We start from the raw sequence: 17,541 nt of genomic DNA, 5'->3' as shown, positions 1-17,541 counted from the left end.
GGGATGGGCCTCCCCCCTCCCGATGCGGCGGGAGAGGGGAGGGTGCTGGGCCCGACTCAGGGCTCGGACGGCTCGGACGGGTTGCAGGCCCGGCCGTCCACGTGCCGGCACTCGTGCAGGTTCTTGGGGACCACCATCCACGAGACATCCGGCGTCACGTTGGCCCGGGTGCGGAGCGTCTCGGTGGTGGGCTGCTCACCGGCGCCCGTCACCGCCACCTGGTAGCGGATGCCGCCCGTCTTGGACATCGAGATGACGCTCGCCGGCTCCGGGGGCGGAGCGAACACCGCGCGCGACTTGTTGGGCATGTACCCGAGCAGCGCGCCCTTGTCGTCGAGCAGCCGGAAGCCATCGGACTGATCCGGCAGGCCGGTGATGACGTCCGCCTGCCACGAGCGGCCGGTGTCTCCCGCGCCCCCCAGCTTGCAGGCCGACGTGGGGCTGGCCGTGGGCGGGTTGAAGCTCGGCCAGAAGACGACACCGCCCAGCACCGACGAGCCGGCGGCCGTCTTCTCCGTCAGCGAGTCGTACTGGATGAACCAGCCGGGACCCTCGGCGGTGCCCCGCGCGAGCGAGGCCAGCTTGCTCGCGGGCAGGTAGCGCCACGTCTTGCCGTCCGAACCCAGGAGGTTCGCATAGGCGCTGTCCGGGATGGTGACGTCCACGAGCGAGCACTGCACTCCCGGCTCGCACGTGAAGGGGATGTCCGTGACGCGCCGCTTGTCGAAGGCGATGGCCTCCGGCTCGCTCCTGAAGCTGCGTTTGGCGCCGCCATACGCGTGGAAGCCGTAGTAGCGGTTCCTCGGGACGAGGTCCGCGTCCGAGCCCAGCTTCAGGTCCCCGTGCGAGTCCGTGGAGAGCCGGGCCTGGCTGCAGGACCACATGGAGCCCGACCCGGAGCAGTCGGCATCCGTGGAGGCCGAGCCGACGGCCGGGTAGCGGTAGGTGCCGCTGCCCAGGGCCGTGGCGTTGTCGCACTGGATGGTGAGGCCGGTCAGCTCCATGCGCGCGGCGGAGCAGGCGTGCTGTCCCGTGATGGACAGCGAGCCGGTGTCCTCCACCAGCACGCCGTTGTCATACCGGAGCAGGGTGGTGCGCAGCTCCCCGTTGATAAGGGCCTGGTACTCGGCCCGCACGTCGCACTTCATCCGGACGCAGGCCAGCAGGTTGTCCGGGCCGCAGGAGGTGTCCTCCTTGTCGCGCAGGTTCTGCCGGTCTCCCGAGCCGAGGTAGCTGCGCAGCCAGCCCGTGTCCGGCTGACGCACGTTGGAGGCGATGTGGAAGAAGGGCGTCTTCTTCCAGGCGTTGCGGGGGGCGTCGAAGCCGGAGAGGTCCTCGCGGGCGATCTCCAGCGAGCGGGCGCCGTACCAGTTGGAGATGAGGCCGCCATTGCCGGGCGTGCCCGGCGTGTGGAAGCGGAACGTCCACACCTGGCCGCCCAGGTCGCCCACCACCATGGTGTCGAAGAAGCCATCCATGTCCATGCGGATGTCCTCGGCCTTGCCGAGGTCCACCAGCGCGGGGGCGGCCACGACGGGCATCATCCGGTGGATGACCTCGTCCTGGTAGTCCTTGCCCGTGGCGGCGGTGCCGCGCTTCGCTTCGGCGGACCACAGCTTCTGGCCCGTCCAGGCATCCACCATGTACACGCCGCGCCCGCGCGACAGGTCCGCGCTGTAGCCGCCGTTGAGCAGGGTGACCCACCGCTCGTCCCAGCCCCGAGCGTTGTCCGCCGCGACGCGCACCGGTCCGATGGGCGGCGGCTTGGGCGCGAAGTTGGCCCACGACTGGCCCATGGTGGAGGCCTCCGGCTCGCAGGCGTTGGGGAACATCCAGCGGAACGGCTTGCCATCCGGCTTCAACATCTCGAGCGGATCCGTCACGTCCAGCGCGAGGAAGCGCTGGCCGCCCGAGCGCTCGGAGATGATGGCGAGCGTGTGGTACTCCTCCGCCTCCTTGACGCCCGGCTGGCTCCCGTCTCCGTCCGCCCAGATGTCGCGGACCATGGGGGTGCCATCCACGAAGTACTCGTGGCCGTTCATCATCATGCCCAGCTTGGGCAGCAGATCCGGCGGGATGAAGGCCCACAGCTCCTGACCGGTGCCCAGGTCGAAGATGTCGTCCAGGGGTCCTTCCTTCGCCCGGCTCAGCGCTTTGCCGGCGTGGATGGCGTGCAGCATGCCGCCGTTGGAGCCCACCAGCACGACGCGCGGACGCGTGCGGGTCCGCTCCCGGAACTGATCATAGGCGCCGTACTTGTACCCGGGCGAGCCGAGCTTCGGCTCCATGGGCGTGGCCGCGTAGCACGGCTTGGGCGCGCCCGGCGCGGAGCACAACGCCTCGGAGGTCACCGTGGCGGAGAAGTCCTCGTAGAGCGTGGACACGCACTGCGTGCTCAGTCCCAGCGTGCACAGGAAGGGCTCGATGGGCTGCTCCACCAGCACCGGTGAGGAGTGGAAGATGTCCGCGAGCTTGCAGGACTTCTTGTCGTTGTCCGCGCAGGGCTGATCCTCGGTGCGGTTGTCATCCCCATCGAGGTCGAACACGTCCACGCCCCGCACGTAGCGGATGAGGGTGTCGACGCACTCGCCCTGCTGATCGGCCGAGCCCACCCAGGCCTTCTTCAGGCGGGCGAAGAGCGGCATGCAGAAGCCGTCGCCCGCGGCCAGCAGGTAGCTCTTGAGCTGGTCGCGCTGGGCCACCTCGAAGGGCACGGGCGGGTTGTCCTGGTTGTCGAAGCGGCCGTCCTTGTTCCGGTCGATGAGGGTGAAGACGCAGCGGCCTCCGGTAGCGCTGTCGGGGTTGCACGAGGCGCCCGCGCTGCGCTGGCCAAGCGTCTCGGCCACGTCCCAGAAGGGCTCCGCGGGCTTGCCGCCTTCCAGCCGCCCGTCCGCGTTGAGGGTGGCCGTGGACACCTTGACCCACCGGCCCTCGGTGTTCTCCTGGATGATGTTGGCCGCGCTGAAGCCGAACGCGTCCACGGACGGCACCGAGCCCGGTGTCACGGCCACGCCCGCGGGCTTGTCCAGGAAGAACGTGTCCTCGCAGTCCTTGTCCCCGTTGAGGTCGTGCTTGTCGCCGGCCGTGCTCCGCGCCCTGGCCGGCTCACAGCCCTGGGTGAACTCGTTGTAGAAGAAGAAGCGGTAGAGGTGGCCCTCGTAGGGCTGATCCCTGCGCGGGATGAAGCGCGGCACGTACACCGAGGACTGCATGCCACCGGTCTGCACGCCGGAGATGTTGGCCGAGCCGAACGAGGTGGACACCTCCTTGATGTTGTCGATGGCGGCCATCAGCGCGTCGCGCAGCTCGGTGGGGTTGTTCACGCGGTAGAACTCGCCCTTGCCCGCCATCGCGATGCTCTGGAGCATCGGGCTGTTGTCGCCGTAGCCGATGGTGTACGTGCGCACGGACTGCTCGCCCTCCATGTCGTCGCGCAGGTCCATGTGCGACAGGAAGAAGGCGACGTCGTCCATGAAGTTCTTGTTCGTGCGCGCGAAGCCCGTGGGCCAGTTGGCGTAGTCGCAGTCCTCCTTCGTGACGCCGAACTTGTCGCAGTAGTTCACGCCGCCCGGATTCGTGTTGGTGCGTGGATCGCTCGGGTCGAACGTGAGCAGCGTCCCGTCCGGGTGCGTCGCCTTGTTGGCGGTGAGGATCTCCATCATCCTCGTGACGGGCACCGAGTTGTCGAACTTGGGCGCGCCATCCGTGAGCACGATCACCGAGTTGGCCTGGCACGCGAAGCACACGGACTTCTGCTCGCCGCCCGCCTCCCAGGGCTGCCCCGTCTTGTGCCACTCGACGCTGTCGTAGCCCCAGCTGTTGCCCTCCATGAGGGTGATGGGATCCCGATCCGTGCCGCCGTTCCAGCCTCCCGGCCAGCCGAAGCCGGGCGAGATGGGGTTGGTGAACCACTTCGTCCACCGCGAATCCACCGCCTGCGACGAGTAGTAGCCGCCCAGGCCGAAGAGCGCCTCTCCGATGGAGCGCTCGTAGTGGTTGAAGACCACCTTGTTGATGGACTTCACCATCTCCGAGCGCTGGAGCGCCGACTCGACCAGGATGGGGTGCGACTCATTGCAGGCCGGCCGCAGGGGCTGGAGGATCTCCGGCGGATCGTACCAGCCGCGATCCTTGCCGAAGATGGCCACGCCCATGCGCAGGTTGTCCGCGGTGGAGATGACGTCCTTGAGCACCTTGCGCGCCACCACGAACTTGGGCGGGCGCACGTTGAGCACGCGGCCGCTGAGCAGCCACTTGCGCCGGGCCGCGTTGGGCAGCTTCGGATCCGACGGCTCGCTGTGCAGGTTGCCCCGCCACCACCCCTTCGTCAGCAGGCACTGCCTGCACTCCTTGTGGATGGCCGAGCTGGGATCCCACCCCGTGTGCGGGTAGCAGATGGAGTCCAGGTCCGAGGAGCCCACCGTGCTGCGGTAGTCCGACTCGAGCGTGTAGGGCCAGTCCCAGCCGTTGAGCGCCAGGCGCCAGCCGCGCGAGTTGTAGTACTTGTTCGGATCGAAGAACTGGACGTTCGTCGGGTGGAAGTCCGGATCCGGATCGATGGGCGTGGAGCCGTTGCGCTTGGGATCCGTGCTGGTGATGTCCACCCAGCTCATGGCCGCGACCAGCGCAGGATCCGAGCAGCCCGTCTTGGTGGTGTCTCCCACCTCGGGCAGGTACTCGGCGTACTCCTGCATCGACTCGTAGTTGCTCAGCAGGAAGATGGCGTTGGCCGGGCCCGAGGGCACGGCGAAGAAGTCCTTGTCGCCCCCGCTGGGCGGGTGGATCATCGCGTCGCCCACGGCCGTGGCGCTGGTGCAGCACGCGGCCTCGCCGGGCACGGGCACGTCGCCCGAGAGGCCTGGCCTGGCCAGGAGCCCCACGGCTCCGGCAGCCACCAGCCCCAGAAGAAGACCCAACCGGTGGCCGCTCAGCCGCCGGAGGGTGTGTTTGGTTGCGTCGAAGCGCAAGAGAAAGCCCCCTGTTTCCCCGTATGGACGGGTTCGGGGGCCTTATCCCGGAAAGCTGACCTGGGCTCCAATGATTTCGGAAAATTCCTGCCCGGATGAACTCTTCCAGTTGGCCAGTGCACGCTTGCACCGGGCGGGAGTCGAGGGAGGCGCCAGCGGGTGCGTCGCCTGGGCTCGACGCGGGCCTACTCCTGCGGGGTGACGGGGTTGAGCTCCTTGGCCACCAGATGGCCCAGCACGGCGTCCTTGGGCACGTAGCCGTCGGCACCGGCCTCGCGGCAGATGCGCTGCAGCTCCTCGACGTTCTCGCCGGAGCACAGCAGCACCTTGATGCCCTTGAAGAGGCTGTTGCTCTTGATGAACCGGCAGAACTGCTCGCCGTTCACGTTGGGCATGCGCACGTCCAGCAGGACCAGGTCCGGACGCGTCTGCTTCTTGAGGATGATCTTCGTCGCCTTGTCGGCGGAGTCGGCGATGTGCACCTCGAAGCCCTTGGTCACCAGGTCCGCTTCGATGATGCGCGCCGTCATCTCGCTGTCGTCGACGATGAGGATGCGAGGCTTCCTTCCGGCGGCCGCCGCCATCTTCGCGGCCGAGGGGAAGCCACCCGTCGCGGCCGGAGCGGGCGCGGCCGGAGCGGCCGCAGGAGCCGCGGGGGTAGGGGGGGCCGCGGGAGTCGGGGCGGGCGGGGGCGCCACGGCGACCGGAGCCGGGCCATGCGCGGCAGCGGGAGCCGGCTGGGCCGGAGCGGTATGGGCCGCTGGAGCCGTGGGATGCGACGCCACAGGAGTCGCGGGCCTCGTGGGTGCTGTCCCCGCGGGAGCGGCGTGCGCCGTGGCCGCCGGAGCGGTGGTGCGAGGCGCCGCCGCAGCGGGATGGGCTCCGGCCACGGGCGCCTGCGCCGGAGGACGGGGCTGGGCCACCTGTCCCGCGACGGGGGCACGAGGCGCGGCGGGGGCCGCCGGATGGGCTCCCGCGGCCGCAGCGGGATGGGCTCCGGCCACGGGCGCCTGCGCCGGAGGACGGGGCTGGGCCACCTGTCCCGCGACGGGGGCACGAGGCGCGGCGGGGGCCGCCGGATGGGCTCCCGCGGCCGCAGCGGGATGGGCTCCGGCCACGGGCGCCTGCGCCGGAGGACGGGGCTGGGCCACCTGTCCCGCGACGGGGGCACGGGGGCCGGGGATCGCCTGACCCGGAGCCGTGGCGGGGGCCACTCGGGGCGGGGTGGCGCCATTGGCCTGGGGAACTCCAGGACCGGTGGGCCGGGGAGCAGCCGCGGTGGCGGGCGGACGGGTCGCCGGAGCCACCGCGGGCGGGCGGGGTGCGGCCGCGGTTCCCGCCGGGCGGGCAGCCGGGGCAGCGGGCGCCGTCGCGGGCCGTGCGGGTGCGGCCGCACTGGCGGTGGGGGCGCCCAGGATGCGCATGATGCCGCCGATCACCGCCTCGATGCCGCCCCCCTTGAGGATGTAGGCATCCGCGCCCGAGTTCCGCGTCTTCGCCGCCAGCTCCTCCTCGGAGATGTCCGAGTAGAGCACCAGCTTGGAGGTGACCCGCTTCTGGGTGCGGAGGTACTCGACGACGTCGTCGCCGAACATCTCCGGCATGTTCACGTCCATGAGGATGAGCGCGAACGGTCCCTCGGTGAGCTTCTGGTCGAGGCTCGCCAGGTCGGTCGCTCCGGTGGCATGGTAGCCAGCAGCGGCGAGGGCCCGGACCGTGAGTTCCACCAGCATCGGGCTATCATCGATGACCAGTACGCGAGACATCTGCCTCCTCAAGGAATACAGCAGTCACCCTACACCGTTGAGTGGGCCCGGACCACGTGATTTCGGTCCACCCTTGACCCACTTCGCTAGCCTCCGGATACTTTGGCGCCTTGACCAACACTCCCCTTCAGCGTGCGCTGCGGATGGCACCCGACCGGGCCATCGCGGGCCAGGCCCGGCCGGAGCAGGAATTCTTCTGTTTCCGCGCGGGTGAGCTCCGCCTCGCGGTTCCCAGTGAGAATGTCCTCGAGGTCATCCGTACCGGCCTTCTCACGCCCCTTCCTCGAACTCCCTCCTTCCTCCTGGGTGTTACCGGCCATCGCGGCGAGGTACTCCCGGTGATGGATCTCCTGCGCTTCCTTGGCAAGGGGGAGGCCCGTGTCGGGGCCAGGACGCGGCTCTTCATCGGCACCAGCGGCAGCTACCGCGTCGGTGTGGTGGCGGACGCGGTGCTCGGGCTGCGGCGCATCCCGGTGGCCGACGTCCTTCCTCCTCCCCTGGGTGGGGATGCGGCCGTCGAGCACCTGCTTGGTGTCACCGGCGGCTCCACGCCCCAGGATGCGATCGCCTTGATCAACTTCACCAAGCTGCTCCAGAGCGCCCGGCAGCGCGCGGTGGTGCGATGATCTACGACGATCACTCGTCCACGGTGAACGATGTCGACGTCCTCTTCTTCGAGGTCGGCGGCGTCCTCTACGGCACCGATGCCCAGCAGGTGCTGCGCATCGACCGCTCGCACCCCGACGACATCGAGGTGCCGGGGCTCGGCCCGCTCAAGCGCGGCGGCCGCGCGCTCGTCTTCGACACCCCCGAGGGGGAGGGCCACCTGAAGGTGGACGCCATCCGCGGCGTGCGCCCCGTCCCCATCATGGATCTGCGGCGGTTGCCGGTCGTGGCCGGCGCCGCGCCCTACGCAGTCGGTGTGTTCCTCGACCAGGAGCGCCCCGTGATGCTCATCGATCTTGTTGAAACCTTGAATGCTCAAGGAAGGCACTGAAGGCAATGTCCCCCGCTGACACGAAGAACGAAGTGGTTTCGACGGAGGGCGCTGCTGCCCCTCGCTCCAAGAAGGCCGCCTCCCTCAAGCCCCTCACCGACACCGTGATCGCGGTGCTGGCGGGCAACCTCGAGGCGCGCGTTCCCAAGAACGCCGTGGAGGAAGATGCCGCCGACCTGGCCCAGCTCTTCAACCAGCTGCTGGACCGCCACGCCTCCTCCGAGCGCCGCAAGCAGGTGGCCGCCCAGGAGATCGATCAGGCCATCGACGCGCTCATCACCCTGGTGCGCGAGGGTGACCTGGCCCAGTGGAACACCTCCACCGAGGATGCCCAGCTCGGGCCCCTGCTCGAGGGCTTCGGCAAGGTGATCGAGACGCTGCGCACCTTCGTGCGGGAGATCAACGAGGCGGCCCTGCGCCTGTCCTCGTCCGCCAACCAGGTGCTCGCCGCCTCCACGCAGCACGAGACGAGCAGCACCGAGCAGGCCGCGGCCATCCACGAGACCACGGCCACGATGGAAGAGCTCAAGCACGCCTCGGCGCAGATCGCCGAGAACGCCGGCAGCGTGGCGCGCGTGGCCGAGGAGACCCTGGGTGCCGCTCGCGCGGGCCGGGGCGCCATCGGCGAGTTCATCCAGGCCATGCAGCAGATCCGCAGCGACGGCGTCGCCGTGGCCGACTCCATCACCAAGCTGTCCAAGCGCGTGGAGCGCATCGGCACCGTCGTCGAGGTCATCGACGAGATCGCCGACCGCTCGGACCTGCTCGCGCTCAACGCGGCCCTCGAGGGCAGCCGCGCCGGTGAGGCGGGCAAGGGCTTCTCCATCGTCGCGGCCGAGATGCGCCGCCTGGCGGAGAACGTCATGGAGTCCACCAAGGAGATCAAGAACCTGATCACCGAGATCCGCGAGGCCACGGCCGCCGCCGGCAGCGCCGCGGATGCCTCCAAGGAGGCCACGGAGTCCGGTGAGAAGCTGGGCGCGGTGGCCGCGCAGGCCGTCGAGGGCATCCTCGCCGGTGTGCAGGAGACGAGTGACGCCGCCCGCGTCATCAACCTCGCCACGCAGCAGCAGCGCACCGCCACCGAGCAGGTGGTGGCCTCCATGGCGGAGATCGAGGACGTGACGCGTCAGACCACCCAGGCCTCCAAGCAGGCCACGGGTGCCGCCGCCGAGCTCACGCAGCTCGCCGGCCGTCTGGCGGAGCTCATCAAGCGTTTCAAGGCCGACTAGTCAGGAGCGGGAGGGGCAACTCGGGGCGGATTTCCGTCCTGACGCCCTCTGGTCATGGACACCGAGTCCCTCAAGAGATCCCTCCTGTCGAAGTTCCAGGAGGTCAGCGCCGACCGTCTGCAGAAGATCCAGCTGGGCATTCTCGATCTCGAGAAGCCCACCGCGGATCAGGCGGCGGATGAGGTCGCGCGCGAGCTGCACACGATGAAGGGCGAGGCCCGCATGCTGGGCCTGGCCGCCATCGGCCAGCTCGCGCACGCGGCCGAGGACGTGCTGCGCGCCGAGCGAGACGGGAGGGCCGCCACCGAAGTGGCGACGGACCTCCTGCTGCGTGCGTGCGACACCATTTCGGACCTCCTGGAGGACACCGAGGGCGCCCAGTCGGGCACCCCGGCCTCGCAGGAGATGGTCGAGGCGCTCGTCGCGGCCTCCGGCCACACGCCTCCGGCCATCCCGGGGGCGAAGCCCGCCGCGGCCCCGGTGGTGCCCGCGGTCCCCGAGGTGGAGGCCACCTACGAGGAGCACGCGGAGCACGCCGCCGAGCCCGTGTATGTGCCTCCGCCCGCCGCGGCGGTGTCCGCTCCGCCTCCTGCTTCCGCCCGCGCCGCCAAGGCCGAGCACGCGCACGAGGAGGGGCACTCCCCCAAGGCGCTCGCCGATCGCAGCATCCGCGTGAACGTCGAGGTGCTCGACTCGCTCGGCCTGCTCGCGGGTGACTTGTTGGTGGAGAGCGCGCGCGGCCGGCTGCGCGCGTCCGAGGCCGAGGCGCTGCTGCAGCGCTTCTCGCGCCTGGGCGATCGCTTCCTCAAGCTGGCCGATCATCTCAACGTCCCCAACTCGCTGCGCAACGACCTGGAGCGCATCGAGGGCGACCTGCACATGCTGCGCGACGACGCGTTCCGCTTCGTGCGCCGCAACGGGGACGGCATCGAGACGCTGCACGGCAACCTGTCGATGATGGCGGACCACGTGGCCGAGGCCCGCCTCGTGCCGCTGTCCACCGTCTTCGACGCCTTCCCGCGCGCCGTGCGTGACATCGCCCGGACCCAGGGCAAGGAAGTGGACCTCGTCATCGAGAACGCCGACCTCGGCGTGGATCGCTCGATGCTGGCCGACGTGCGCGACGCCCTGGTGCACCTGCTGCGCAACGGCGTGGATCACGGCCTGGAGACGCCCGACGAGCGCCGCATGCTCGGCAAGCCCGCCGGGGGCCGCCTGCGCATCCGCGTGCGCGCCGACGGCGACATGCTCAGCATCGAGGTGGACGACGACGGCCGCGGCATGGACCCGCAGAAGCTGCGGGAAGTGGCCGTGCGCAAGGGCCTGCTGACCGAGTCCCAGGCCGCCGCCCTCTCCGAGCGCGAGGCCATCGAGCTCGTCTTCCGCGCGGGCTTCTCCACCCGCCAGGAGATCACCGACATCTCTGGCCGCGGCGTGGGCATGGACGTCGTGAAGAAGAAGGTGGAGTCGCTGGGTGGCTCGGTGGGCATCGTCAGCCGCCAGGGCCGTGGCAGCGCCATCACCTTGCGTCTGCCGCAGTCGCTGGCGCTCATGAAGGTGCTGCTGGTGCGCCTGGGCGACGACGTCTACGGCATGCCCGCCGCCGACGTGGTGGCGGTGATGCGCGTGAAGCCCGAGGACCGGATGGAGGTCTTCGGCACCCTGGCGGTGAAGCACCGGGGCAAGCCCACCGCGCTGGTGGGCCTGGGGCCCCTGCTGGGCGTCAACGGCGGCAACCGCTTCGACAAGCCGCCCGCCGTGGTGGTGCGTCACGGTGACGACCTGGCCGCCCTCGTGGTGGACGGCTTCGTGGACGAGCGCGAGGTGGCGGTGAAGCCTTGCGGTGGCGAGTTCCTCAAGGGCGCCGCCTTCATCGCCGGCACCGCCGCGCTGGAAGATGGCCGCATCGCCGTGCTCCTGCACGTGCCGGACATCATGACGGAGGTGCGCCGCATGGCACGGCCCGTCACCCAGGGCCAGGCCGCCAAGCGCCTCCGGGTGCTGCTGGTGGACGACTCGCCCATCGCCCGCGCCACCGAGTCCGCGCTCGTCAAGGCGCTGGGACACTCCGTGGACGAGGCCCAGGACGGCGAGGAGGGCTACCTCAAGGCCCAGTCCCAGTCGTACGATCTCATCCTCTCGGACGTGCAGATGCCCCGGCTGGATGGCTTCTCGCTCACACGGCGGCTCAAGTCCACCGTGGGGCTGGCCCGCATCCCGGTCATCATCCTGTCCTCGCTCGCGTCGCCGGAAGACAGGCGGCGCGGGGCCGAGGCGGGCGCGGATGCGTACCTGGTCAAGGGCGAGTTGGGCGTCGAGAGCCTGGCGCAGACCATCGATCGTCTGACCTGAAGCGAGGCAAGGGGGCAGCTTGGACGTCGGGTCGTCCGCATACCGGGTGTTGCTCGTGGGCGAGGTGCTTCGGAGCGCCTCGCGGGGGTTGTTCGACGGGGTGGTGCTCGCCCCGGCCGGCAACGTCTGCGAGTTCTCCGAGGCGCTGGAAGGCGTGCAGCGCTTGCACCCGGACGTCGTCGTCGTGGACCTGTCCGGCCAGGACGCCCTCAAGGCGATTCAACGGGTGATGGCGGAGCGGCCCGTGCCGGTGCTCGCCCTTCACCCCGGCACGCTCTCCGGCGCCGAGGCCTTCCAGGCCCTCGCCTTCGGCGCCGTGGACGTGGTGGACCGGCCGCACGAGCCCGGCCACGACTTCTGGCAGGCGGTGGGCCGCAAGTTGATGCTGCTCGCCGAGGTGCGCGTGTCGCGCCCCGTGCAGGCCCAGAAGCAGAACGTGCGCCCCGCCGTCACCGAGGCACCGTACCCCCTGTTGGCCATCGCCTCGTCGCTCGGCGGGCCCAAGGCACTCTCCGTGGTGCTCAAGATGTTGCCCAAGGACTTCCCTGCGCCGGTGTGCATCTGCCAGCACATCAGCCACGGCTTCACCGAGGGCCTGGCCCAGTGGCTCGGCTCCGAATCGCCCCTGCGCGTGGTGGAAGCCACCGATGGCGAGGAGATGGTGCCCGGCTCCGTCTACATCGCGCGCTCGGGCTCGCACCTGGTGGTGCGCCCCAAGGGGCGGCTGGCGTTGGATCCGAGCCCTCCGGTACGTGGCTTCCGGCCCTCGTGTGACGTGCTGCTGACGTCCGCGGCGGAGTCCTTCGGGACGCGCGTGATGGGAGTCATCCTCACCGGCATGGGCCGCGACGGCGCCCGCGGTCTCAAGGAGATCCGCGAGCGCGGCGGGCGCACCATCGCCCAGGACAAGGCGAGCTGCGCCGTGTACGGAATGCCCAAGGAGGCCGTGCGCCTCGGCGCCGCCGAGGAAGTACTGCCGCTCGATCAGATCGCACCAACCCTCATCCAGTGGGTCCAGACATGCTGACGGTGACCTCCAAGGCCCTCCAGCAGCTCTCTTCCCTCCTGCTGGAGCGGGCGGGGCTGAAGATCACTCCCGACGGCTATCACAGCCTCCGGCTGGCGCTGTCCACGCGCATGCCCGCGGTGGGCATCGTGAACGCCGAGGAGTACGTGAAGATGCTCCGCTCCGCGGAGGACGAGCTGCGGTCGCTGCTGCCGCTCGTCACGGTGGGACACACCGAGTTCTTCCGCGACCCCAAGCAGTTCCGGGCGCTGGAGAGCCGCATCCTCCCGGATGCCCTGTGGCGGGCGCGGCGGGAGAACCGCCGGGTGTCCATCTGGTCTGCGGGCTGTGCCACCGGCGAGGAGCCCTACAGCCTGGCCATGGTGCTGGCCGAGCAGGGCGCGCTCCCCATCGAGGTGGACCTCTGGGCCACGGACCTGAACCTCGCCGCGGTGGAGGCCGCCAAGCAGGGGCGCTTCTCGGCTCGCCGCGTGGCCGGCATGCACGGGGATCGCCGCACGCGCTTCTTCCGGCCGGTGGAGGATGGGTACGAGATCGTCTCCTCGCTCAAGGACTACGTGCGCTTCGACGGGCAGAACCTCGCCGTCCCCGTCTTCGAGAAGGTCAAGCCGGAGTCGTTGGATCTCATCCTCTGCCGCAACGTCATCATCTACTTCGATCTGCCCACCATCCGCGCGCTGATGGATCGCTTCCTCGCGGCGCTGCGGCCGGGGGCGCTGCTGCTGCTGGGCTACTCGGAGAGCCTCTTCAAGGTCTACGATCGCTTCGAGATGGTGGAGATGGAGGGCGCGTTCGTCTACCGGCGGCCCGTGAAGCCGCTGGCGCCGCGCACGCCGGGAAGCACCGGCAGCGCCAAGCCGTCCACCTCCTCCCCGCTGCTGCCGTCCACCCGGGCCCTCAAGACGACGCTCGATACGTCCGCCCGGGTTCCCACGGCACCGCGCAAGACGGAGGCGCCCGCGTCCAAGGCTCCCGAGGCTTCTCCGGCGGGCTCAACGGCCACCGCGTCCGAGCCGCCCCGGAAGTCGCTCGAGGCGTCCGCGGTGGGCGCCGAGGCCGGCCGTACACGCACGAGCGAGATGCCCGCGTGGTCGCTGATGCTGGCGCCGGGCGAGCGGCTGAACGCGGCCGTGCGGATGATCGAGCGCGGGGACTTCGTGTCCGCGGTGGCCACCGTGGAGCAGCTCCTGGCGGACGAGCCGGGCCACCTGGACGCCCTGCTCACCCTGGGCAACATCTACTCGCTGAGCGGGCGGGTGGTGGACGCGCGAGAGGCCTTCGCGCAGGCCATCAACCGCGAGCCGCTGTGCGTGGAGGCGCGGGTGTTCGGCGGACTGGCGGAGCTGCAGGCCGGAGAGCTCGCCGAGGCCCGCGCGGAGCTGGGCAAGGCGCTCTTCCTGGAGCCCTCGCTGGCCATCGGCCATTACCTGATGGCGCAGGTGCACGAGCGGCTGAAGGAGCACGAGGCGGCGCGGCGGCACTACCGCAACGCCATCTCGCAGCTGCGCTTCCCTCAGCGACAGCTGGCCGGCCACTACCCGGAGCTGCCGGACTCGGCCGAGGCCATCTCCCGCGCGGCGCGTTACGCGCTCGCCGCGCTGGAGGAGGGACCGCTGCTGTAGCCGGCTACGCCAGGCCCTTGTCGTCTTCGATGCCGCTCTTGCTCGGATCCAGGGCGGCACTGAACTTCTTCTGCAGGTAGGACTTGGCCTGGCCGCGCAGCAGCATGCCGGGGTCGGTGCCCTCGCCCTGGATGGCGCCGTCGGTGATGGTGAAGTTGGCATCGAGGTTGATGCCCATCACCTTGCCGATCACCTTCGCTCCATCCCCGGCCCAGTTGGCCTTCACCCCGTACTTCTCCGACCAGTACTTGAGGAGCTGCTCGACGCGCTTCCTGGCCTCGTCCTTCGGGAGGGAGTGGGGAACCTCGAACTTCATCGTGCCCATATGGCGCTCCTGGGTTCGTGATGGACCCGCCCGGTCTATGGATGCAGGACCGGGAGGGGAACCCGGGTCTCGCCGCCAGGAGCGCGGAAGTCAACATTGCCGTGCGCCTCTGTCCACCCCGTGAGATTCCGGCTGCATAGGCCGGGCATCGGCTGGGCGTTGGGGTTTGATGCCGCCGAGTCCGGACAAGGAGTGGTTCGAGTGTCCTCGCTGACCCGTTGGTTGTCCCTCACCGCCGTCCTGCTGCTCGCCGTGCCGGGGACGGCCCGCGCGCGGCACTCCTCCGATGCGCCGGTGCAGCCTCCGGACCCGGCCTCGCTGCGCACCGTGCCCCAGGCGCCGCTCACCCAGGAAGGACAGCTGCCTCCCGCCGCGGCTCCGGCCACCGGGGAGCCCGAGGCCAACGGGGCACTCCTCGACGGGCGCCCGCGCTACGGCGCGTTCCTCTCCGGGCCGGGCAGTCTCACCTTCCTCCTGCACCACTCCCTCATGGGCGGGCTGGGCGGCCTCTTCACCCAGGGCATCGCCCACCGCTTCAGCTTCGATCGCGGCTCCCGCGAGGCCATGCTGGCGGGCACGCTCCTCGGCGCGGGGCTCGGCTTTGGCTCGTCGGCGTGGTGGCAGTTCCACCACTGGGTCGACAAGCCGATGGGCTACCTGGGCATCGGCAACTCCGTCATGGGAGGCATGTTCGCCGCCGGCCTCGTGGACATCCTCACGCGCGATGCGACCGCGCTGGCCTGGGCCTCCTTCGTGGGCGCCGAGCTGGGCGCGTGGCTCACCGCGACGGTCGCTGGCGGCCAGCTGCCGCTCGATGACAGCCTGCTGGTGGCCTCGGGAGGAGGGTGGGGGCTGCTCTACGGCGCGCTGCTGCTGGCCGTCGTCCACTTCTCCGGCACGGAGATCAGCGGGAAGACGTGGACGGACACGCTGCTGATCGCCCCGGGCCTCGGCGCGTCGGCGCTCGCGCTGGCCACGATGAAATACAACCCCACCCCCACGCAGATCCTGAGGGCGGACCTCTTCGGCGTGGGCGTGGGCGCGGTGGTGCTGCTGCTGTCCGGGCTGGTGCTCGGCGGGTTCAATCAGCCCACCCCGTACGTGCTGTCCTTCCTCGGCTCGGCGGGCGCCATCGCCACCGTGAGCCTCCTGTGGGAGGAGGCCGCCGAGCGTCCCGGCCTGGCCCGCGGTGGCTCGGGACGCGCCAAGCCCTACCGCTGCGTGTGGTGGTAGCTCGCCTGCCGGGCGCACGAGAGGGCGTCGTGGCGGGTAGGGAAGCGGGTCCCCATTTTTTCCCATATGGCGCGCGTCCTACCGTTCTCTGCCCTGCTCCCCTCGCTCGAATCGCACCTGGCGGCCGATGACGATGGTTGTCCGTTCAACGCCCCTCCTCGCTCCGCGTTCATCCGCCCGCTGCTGGATCGGGTGGACCCCACGGCGGAGCTGGGACGGCTGAGACAGGCGGGCTCCGTCCTGCGAGACACCCGCCCGGCCCTGTACCTGGCGGAGGTGTACAGCTCGGCGGGGCGGCTCGGAGGGCCTCCGGTCCGCTTCCTCCTGTGTGGCCTGGCGCCGGACGCGGCCGAGCCGCTGGAGCACGAGCCCTACCGGCCCCGCTCGGCCCAGGTGGAGCCCACCGTCACCCTGGCGGCGGATGACCATGGGGTGCTCCGGGCCCTGCTCGCGGAGGCGGCCGAGCAGAGCAGCACCGTGTGGCAGGGCACGTTCGAGGATGCGCCGGTGTCCCTGCGGCGCATCGAGCCCTCGCCCCTGGCCCGGCGCATCCAGGCGGTGCTCGACGAGGCGCCCCTGCGTCCCCTGGCCGAGCTGGATGCGCGCAGGCCGAGTCTGGCGGCCATCGTGCCGCTGTCGGATCCCGGGCTGCACTTCGAGCCGGTGCACCGCGCCATCCAGGGACTGGAGACCTTCGAGGAGGAGACCTTCCTCGCGTTGGTGACGGCGTACGCGCGCATCTATGACCTGGAGGAGCCCCTGACGACGCCCCAGGGCGTGGCCCTGGCCAACGAGCAGTTGACCACGCTGGTGCGCGGACACCACGCGGTGCTGATGGTGCTGCCCGGGGGGCGGGGGAAGATCCTGCGCTTCCGGCAGGGGTTGGACCTGGCGCACCTGAAGGCCGCGCCGCGCAACCCGACGCTGCGCAGCCTGGACCTGGCGCTGCTCAACGCGCTGGTGCTGCGCACGGTGCTGGGCATCAAGGATCCCGAGGATCCGGGGCACCCGCAGGTGTTCGCGGTGCAGGGGCTGGACTCGCTGGTGCGAGGCGTCCACGGGGGCACGTTCCAGGTGGGCTTCGCGCTCAACCCGCCGCCCTTGTGGGAGGTGCGCGCGGTGATGGAGGCGGCGCAGTGCCTGCCGCACAAGACATTATGGGTGGAGCCCGCGCCACCCGCGGGGCTCCTGTTCCTGGATCCGGAGGCCTAGGGTCCCGAGTGGGCGCCCTGCTCACAGACGCGCTGGAGTGGCCTCAGCGCATGCCGCTCGAGCTCCGGCCCGGGGCCGGGGAGACGCTCGATTCCGTCTGTGGGGGTGAGGTGAAGGTGCTGCAGCGCCGCCGGGGCTACCGCTTCACGTTGGATCCGGTGCTGCTCACGCACTTCGCCGTCTTCGAGGCCGGGGCGGTACGGGGCCGGCTGATGGACCTGGGGACGGGCTGCGGCATCATCCCGCTCATCCTCGCGCGGCGGCTGGGCTGCGCGAGCATCACCGGGCTGGAGCTGCAGCCGCGCCTGTTCTCCCTGGCCGAGCGCAACGTGCACCTCAACCGCTGCGAGCGGGAGGTAACGCTGGTGCGGGGAGATCTGCGCTGCGTGGACCGGCTGTTCCCGAAGGCCAGCTTCTCCTACGTGCTGTGCAACCCGCCGTACCGGGCGCGGGAGCAGGGGAGGATCAGCACGGACATGGAGAAGGCGCTCGCGCGGCACGAGATCGCCTGCGAGCTGCAGGACGTGGCGCGCTCGGCGGCGTATCTGCTGAGGAGCCGCGGGAGCTTCTGCGTGGTGTACCCGGCCTCGCGGCTGTCCGAGCTGATGGCGGTGTTGAACGCGGCGAAGCTGGAGCCGAGGACCGCGCGCATGGTGCACTCCCGCGCGGGGCGCCCCGCGAAGCTCGTGTTGATGCACGCGGTGAAGGGCGCGCCCACCGGACTCACCGTGCTGCCCCCGCTCGTCATCCACGCCGATGACGAGCAGGCCTTCTCCCGCGAAGTCAGCGCGATGGTGGAGTAGGGCGG

Annotated in this window: 11 protein-coding genes and 2 pseudogenes; 9 read left to right on the top strand and 4 right to left on the bottom strand. The window is 70.4% G+C overall.

Annotation, left to right across the window (positions count from 1 at the left end; genetic code table 11):
- Positions 1–56: 56 nt before the first annotated feature.
- The 3 genes and pseudogenes from NR798_RS27060 to NR798_RS27050 all read right to left on the bottom strand — a co-directional run.
- Entirely contained in the window at positions 57–4,967 is a 4,911-nt protein-coding gene (locus NR798_RS27060) for a hypothetical protein (protein WP_375765389.1), read from the bottom strand.
- Between the two features lie 185 nt (positions 4,968–5,152).
- Positions 5,153–5,674, bottom strand: a pseudogene (locus NR798_RS27055) (response regulator); the annotation flags it as partial.
- An 804-nt stretch (positions 5,675–6,478) separates the two neighbouring features.
- Positions 6,479–6,700 (bottom strand): annotated as a pseudogene (locus NR798_RS27050) (response regulator); the annotation flags it as partial.
- Between the two features lie 176 nt (positions 6,701–6,876).
- On the opposite strand from NR798_RS27050, the gene NR798_RS27045 reads away from it, so the two are divergent.
- Genes NR798_RS27045 through NR798_RS27020 form a run of 6 tightly spaced genes read left to right on the top strand, consistent with a single transcriptional unit; the run spans position 6,877 to position 13,963 of the window.
- On the top strand, positions 6,877–7,359 hold the full coding sequence (locus NR798_RS27045; protein WP_375773828.1) for a chemotaxis protein CheW: 483 nt from the start codon (positions 6,877–6,879) through the stop codon (positions 7,357–7,359).
- Entirely contained in the window at positions 7,356–7,730 is a 375-nt protein-coding gene (locus NR798_RS27040) for a Frizzy aggregation protein FrzB (protein ID WP_375765388.1), read from the top strand. The genes NR798_RS27045 and NR798_RS27040 overlap by 4 nt, the downstream gene beginning before the upstream one ends.
- Before the next feature lie 5 nt (positions 7,731–7,735).
- A complete protein-coding gene (locus tag NR798_RS27035; protein ID WP_375765387.1) occupies positions 7,736–8,962 on the top strand; it encodes a methyl-accepting chemotaxis protein in 1,227 nt (408 codons plus the stop codon).
- A 54-nt stretch (positions 8,963–9,016) separates the two neighbouring features.
- Positions 9,017–11,314, top strand: a complete 2,298-nt coding sequence (locus NR798_RS27030) for a hybrid sensor histidine kinase/response regulator (RefSeq protein ID WP_375765386.1) — start codon at positions 9,017–9,019, stop codon at positions 11,312–11,314.
- 19 nt (positions 11,315–11,333) lie between these two features.
- Positions 11,334–12,341 (top strand): chemotaxis protein CheB, encoded by a 1,008-nt coding sequence (locus NR798_RS27025; RefSeq protein WP_375765385.1) that lies wholly within the window; start codon positions 11,334–11,336, stop codon positions 12,339–12,341.
- Complete coding sequence (locus NR798_RS27020; protein WP_375765384.1) at positions 12,335–13,963, top strand: CheR family methyltransferase; 1,629 nt, start codon at positions 12,335–12,337, stop codon at positions 13,961–13,963. Before NR798_RS27025 ends, NR798_RS27020 begins: the two co-directional genes overlap by 7 nt.
- 4 nt (positions 13,964–13,967) lie before the next feature.
- On the opposite strand, the gene NR798_RS27015 is transcribed toward NR798_RS27020, so the two are convergent.
- Positions 13,968–14,288: a polyhydroxyalkanoic acid system family protein gene (locus NR798_RS27015; protein WP_375765383.1), complete on the bottom strand. Its 321-nt coding sequence runs from the start codon at positions 14,286–14,288 to the stop codon at positions 13,968–13,970.
- Positions 14,289–14,489: 201 nt separating this feature from the next.
- Here NR798_RS27015 and NR798_RS27010 point away from each other — a divergent pair, with 201 nt between their 5' ends.
- The 3 genes from NR798_RS27010 to NR798_RS27000 all read left to right on the top strand — a co-directional run bounded on the left by NR798_RS27010 (position 14,490) and on the right by NR798_RS27000 (position 17,536).
- On the top strand, positions 14,490–15,521 hold the full coding sequence (locus NR798_RS27010) for a hypothetical protein (protein ID WP_375765382.1): 1,032 nt from the start codon (positions 14,490–14,492) through the stop codon (positions 15,519–15,521).
- A gap of 66 nt (positions 15,522–15,587) precedes the next feature.
- Positions 15,588–16,733: a DUF1015 family protein gene (locus NR798_RS27005; RefSeq protein ID WP_375765381.1), complete on the top strand. Its 1,146-nt coding sequence runs from the start codon at positions 15,588–15,590 to the stop codon at positions 16,731–16,733.
- A 50-nt stretch (positions 16,734–16,783) separates the two neighbouring features.
- Positions 16,784–17,536, top strand: coding sequence for a tRNA1(Val) (adenine(37)-N6)-methyltransferase (locus NR798_RS27000; protein ID WP_375765380.1), 753 nt, complete (start codon positions 16,784–16,786; stop codon positions 17,534–17,536).
- Positions 17,537–17,541: the final 5 nt, after the last annotated feature.

It is taken from the genome of Archangium gephyra, assembly GCF_042230915.1.
Classification (GTDB): Bacteria; Myxococcota; Myxococcia; order Myxococcales; family Myxococcaceae; genus Archangium; species Archangium gephyra_B.
The sequence above is the reverse complement of the archived record's forward strand: the minus strand, read 5'-3'. Positions and strand labels throughout refer to the sequence as shown.

What these genes read in the sequence shown, in the direction of transcription:
- NR798_RS27045 (WP_375773828.1), top strand. Translation starts at nt 6,877, where the DNA reads ATGGCACCCGACCGGGCCATCGCGGGCCAGGCCCGGCCGGAGCAGGAA.
- NR798_RS27040 (WP_375765388.1), top strand. Translation starts at nt 7,356, where the DNA reads ATGATCTACGACGATCACTCGTCCACGGTGAACGATGTCGACGTCCTC.
- NR798_RS27035 (WP_375765387.1), top strand. Translation starts at nt 7,736, where the DNA reads ATGTCCCCCGCTGACACGAAGAACGAAGTGGTTTCGACGGAGGGCGCT.
- NR798_RS27030 (WP_375765386.1), top strand. Translation starts at nt 9,017, where the DNA reads ATGGACACCGAGTCCCTCAAGAGATCCCTCCTGTCGAAGTTCCAGGAG.
- NR798_RS27020 (WP_375765384.1), top strand. Translation starts at nt 12,335, where the DNA reads ATGCTGACGGTGACCTCCAAGGCCCTCCAGCAGCTCTCTTCCCTCCTG.
- NR798_RS27015 (WP_375765383.1), bottom strand. Translation starts at nt 14,288, where the DNA reads ATGGGCACGATGAAGTTCGAGGTTCCCCACTCCCTCCCGAAGGACGAG.
- NR798_RS27005 (WP_375765381.1), top strand. Translation starts at nt 15,588, where the DNA reads ATGGCGCGCGTCCTACCGTTCTCTGCCCTGCTCCCCTCGCTCGAATCG.
- NR798_RS27000 (WP_375765380.1), top strand. Translation starts at nt 16,784, where the DNA reads ATGCCGCTCGAGCTCCGGCCCGGGGCCGGGGAGACGCTCGATTCCGTC.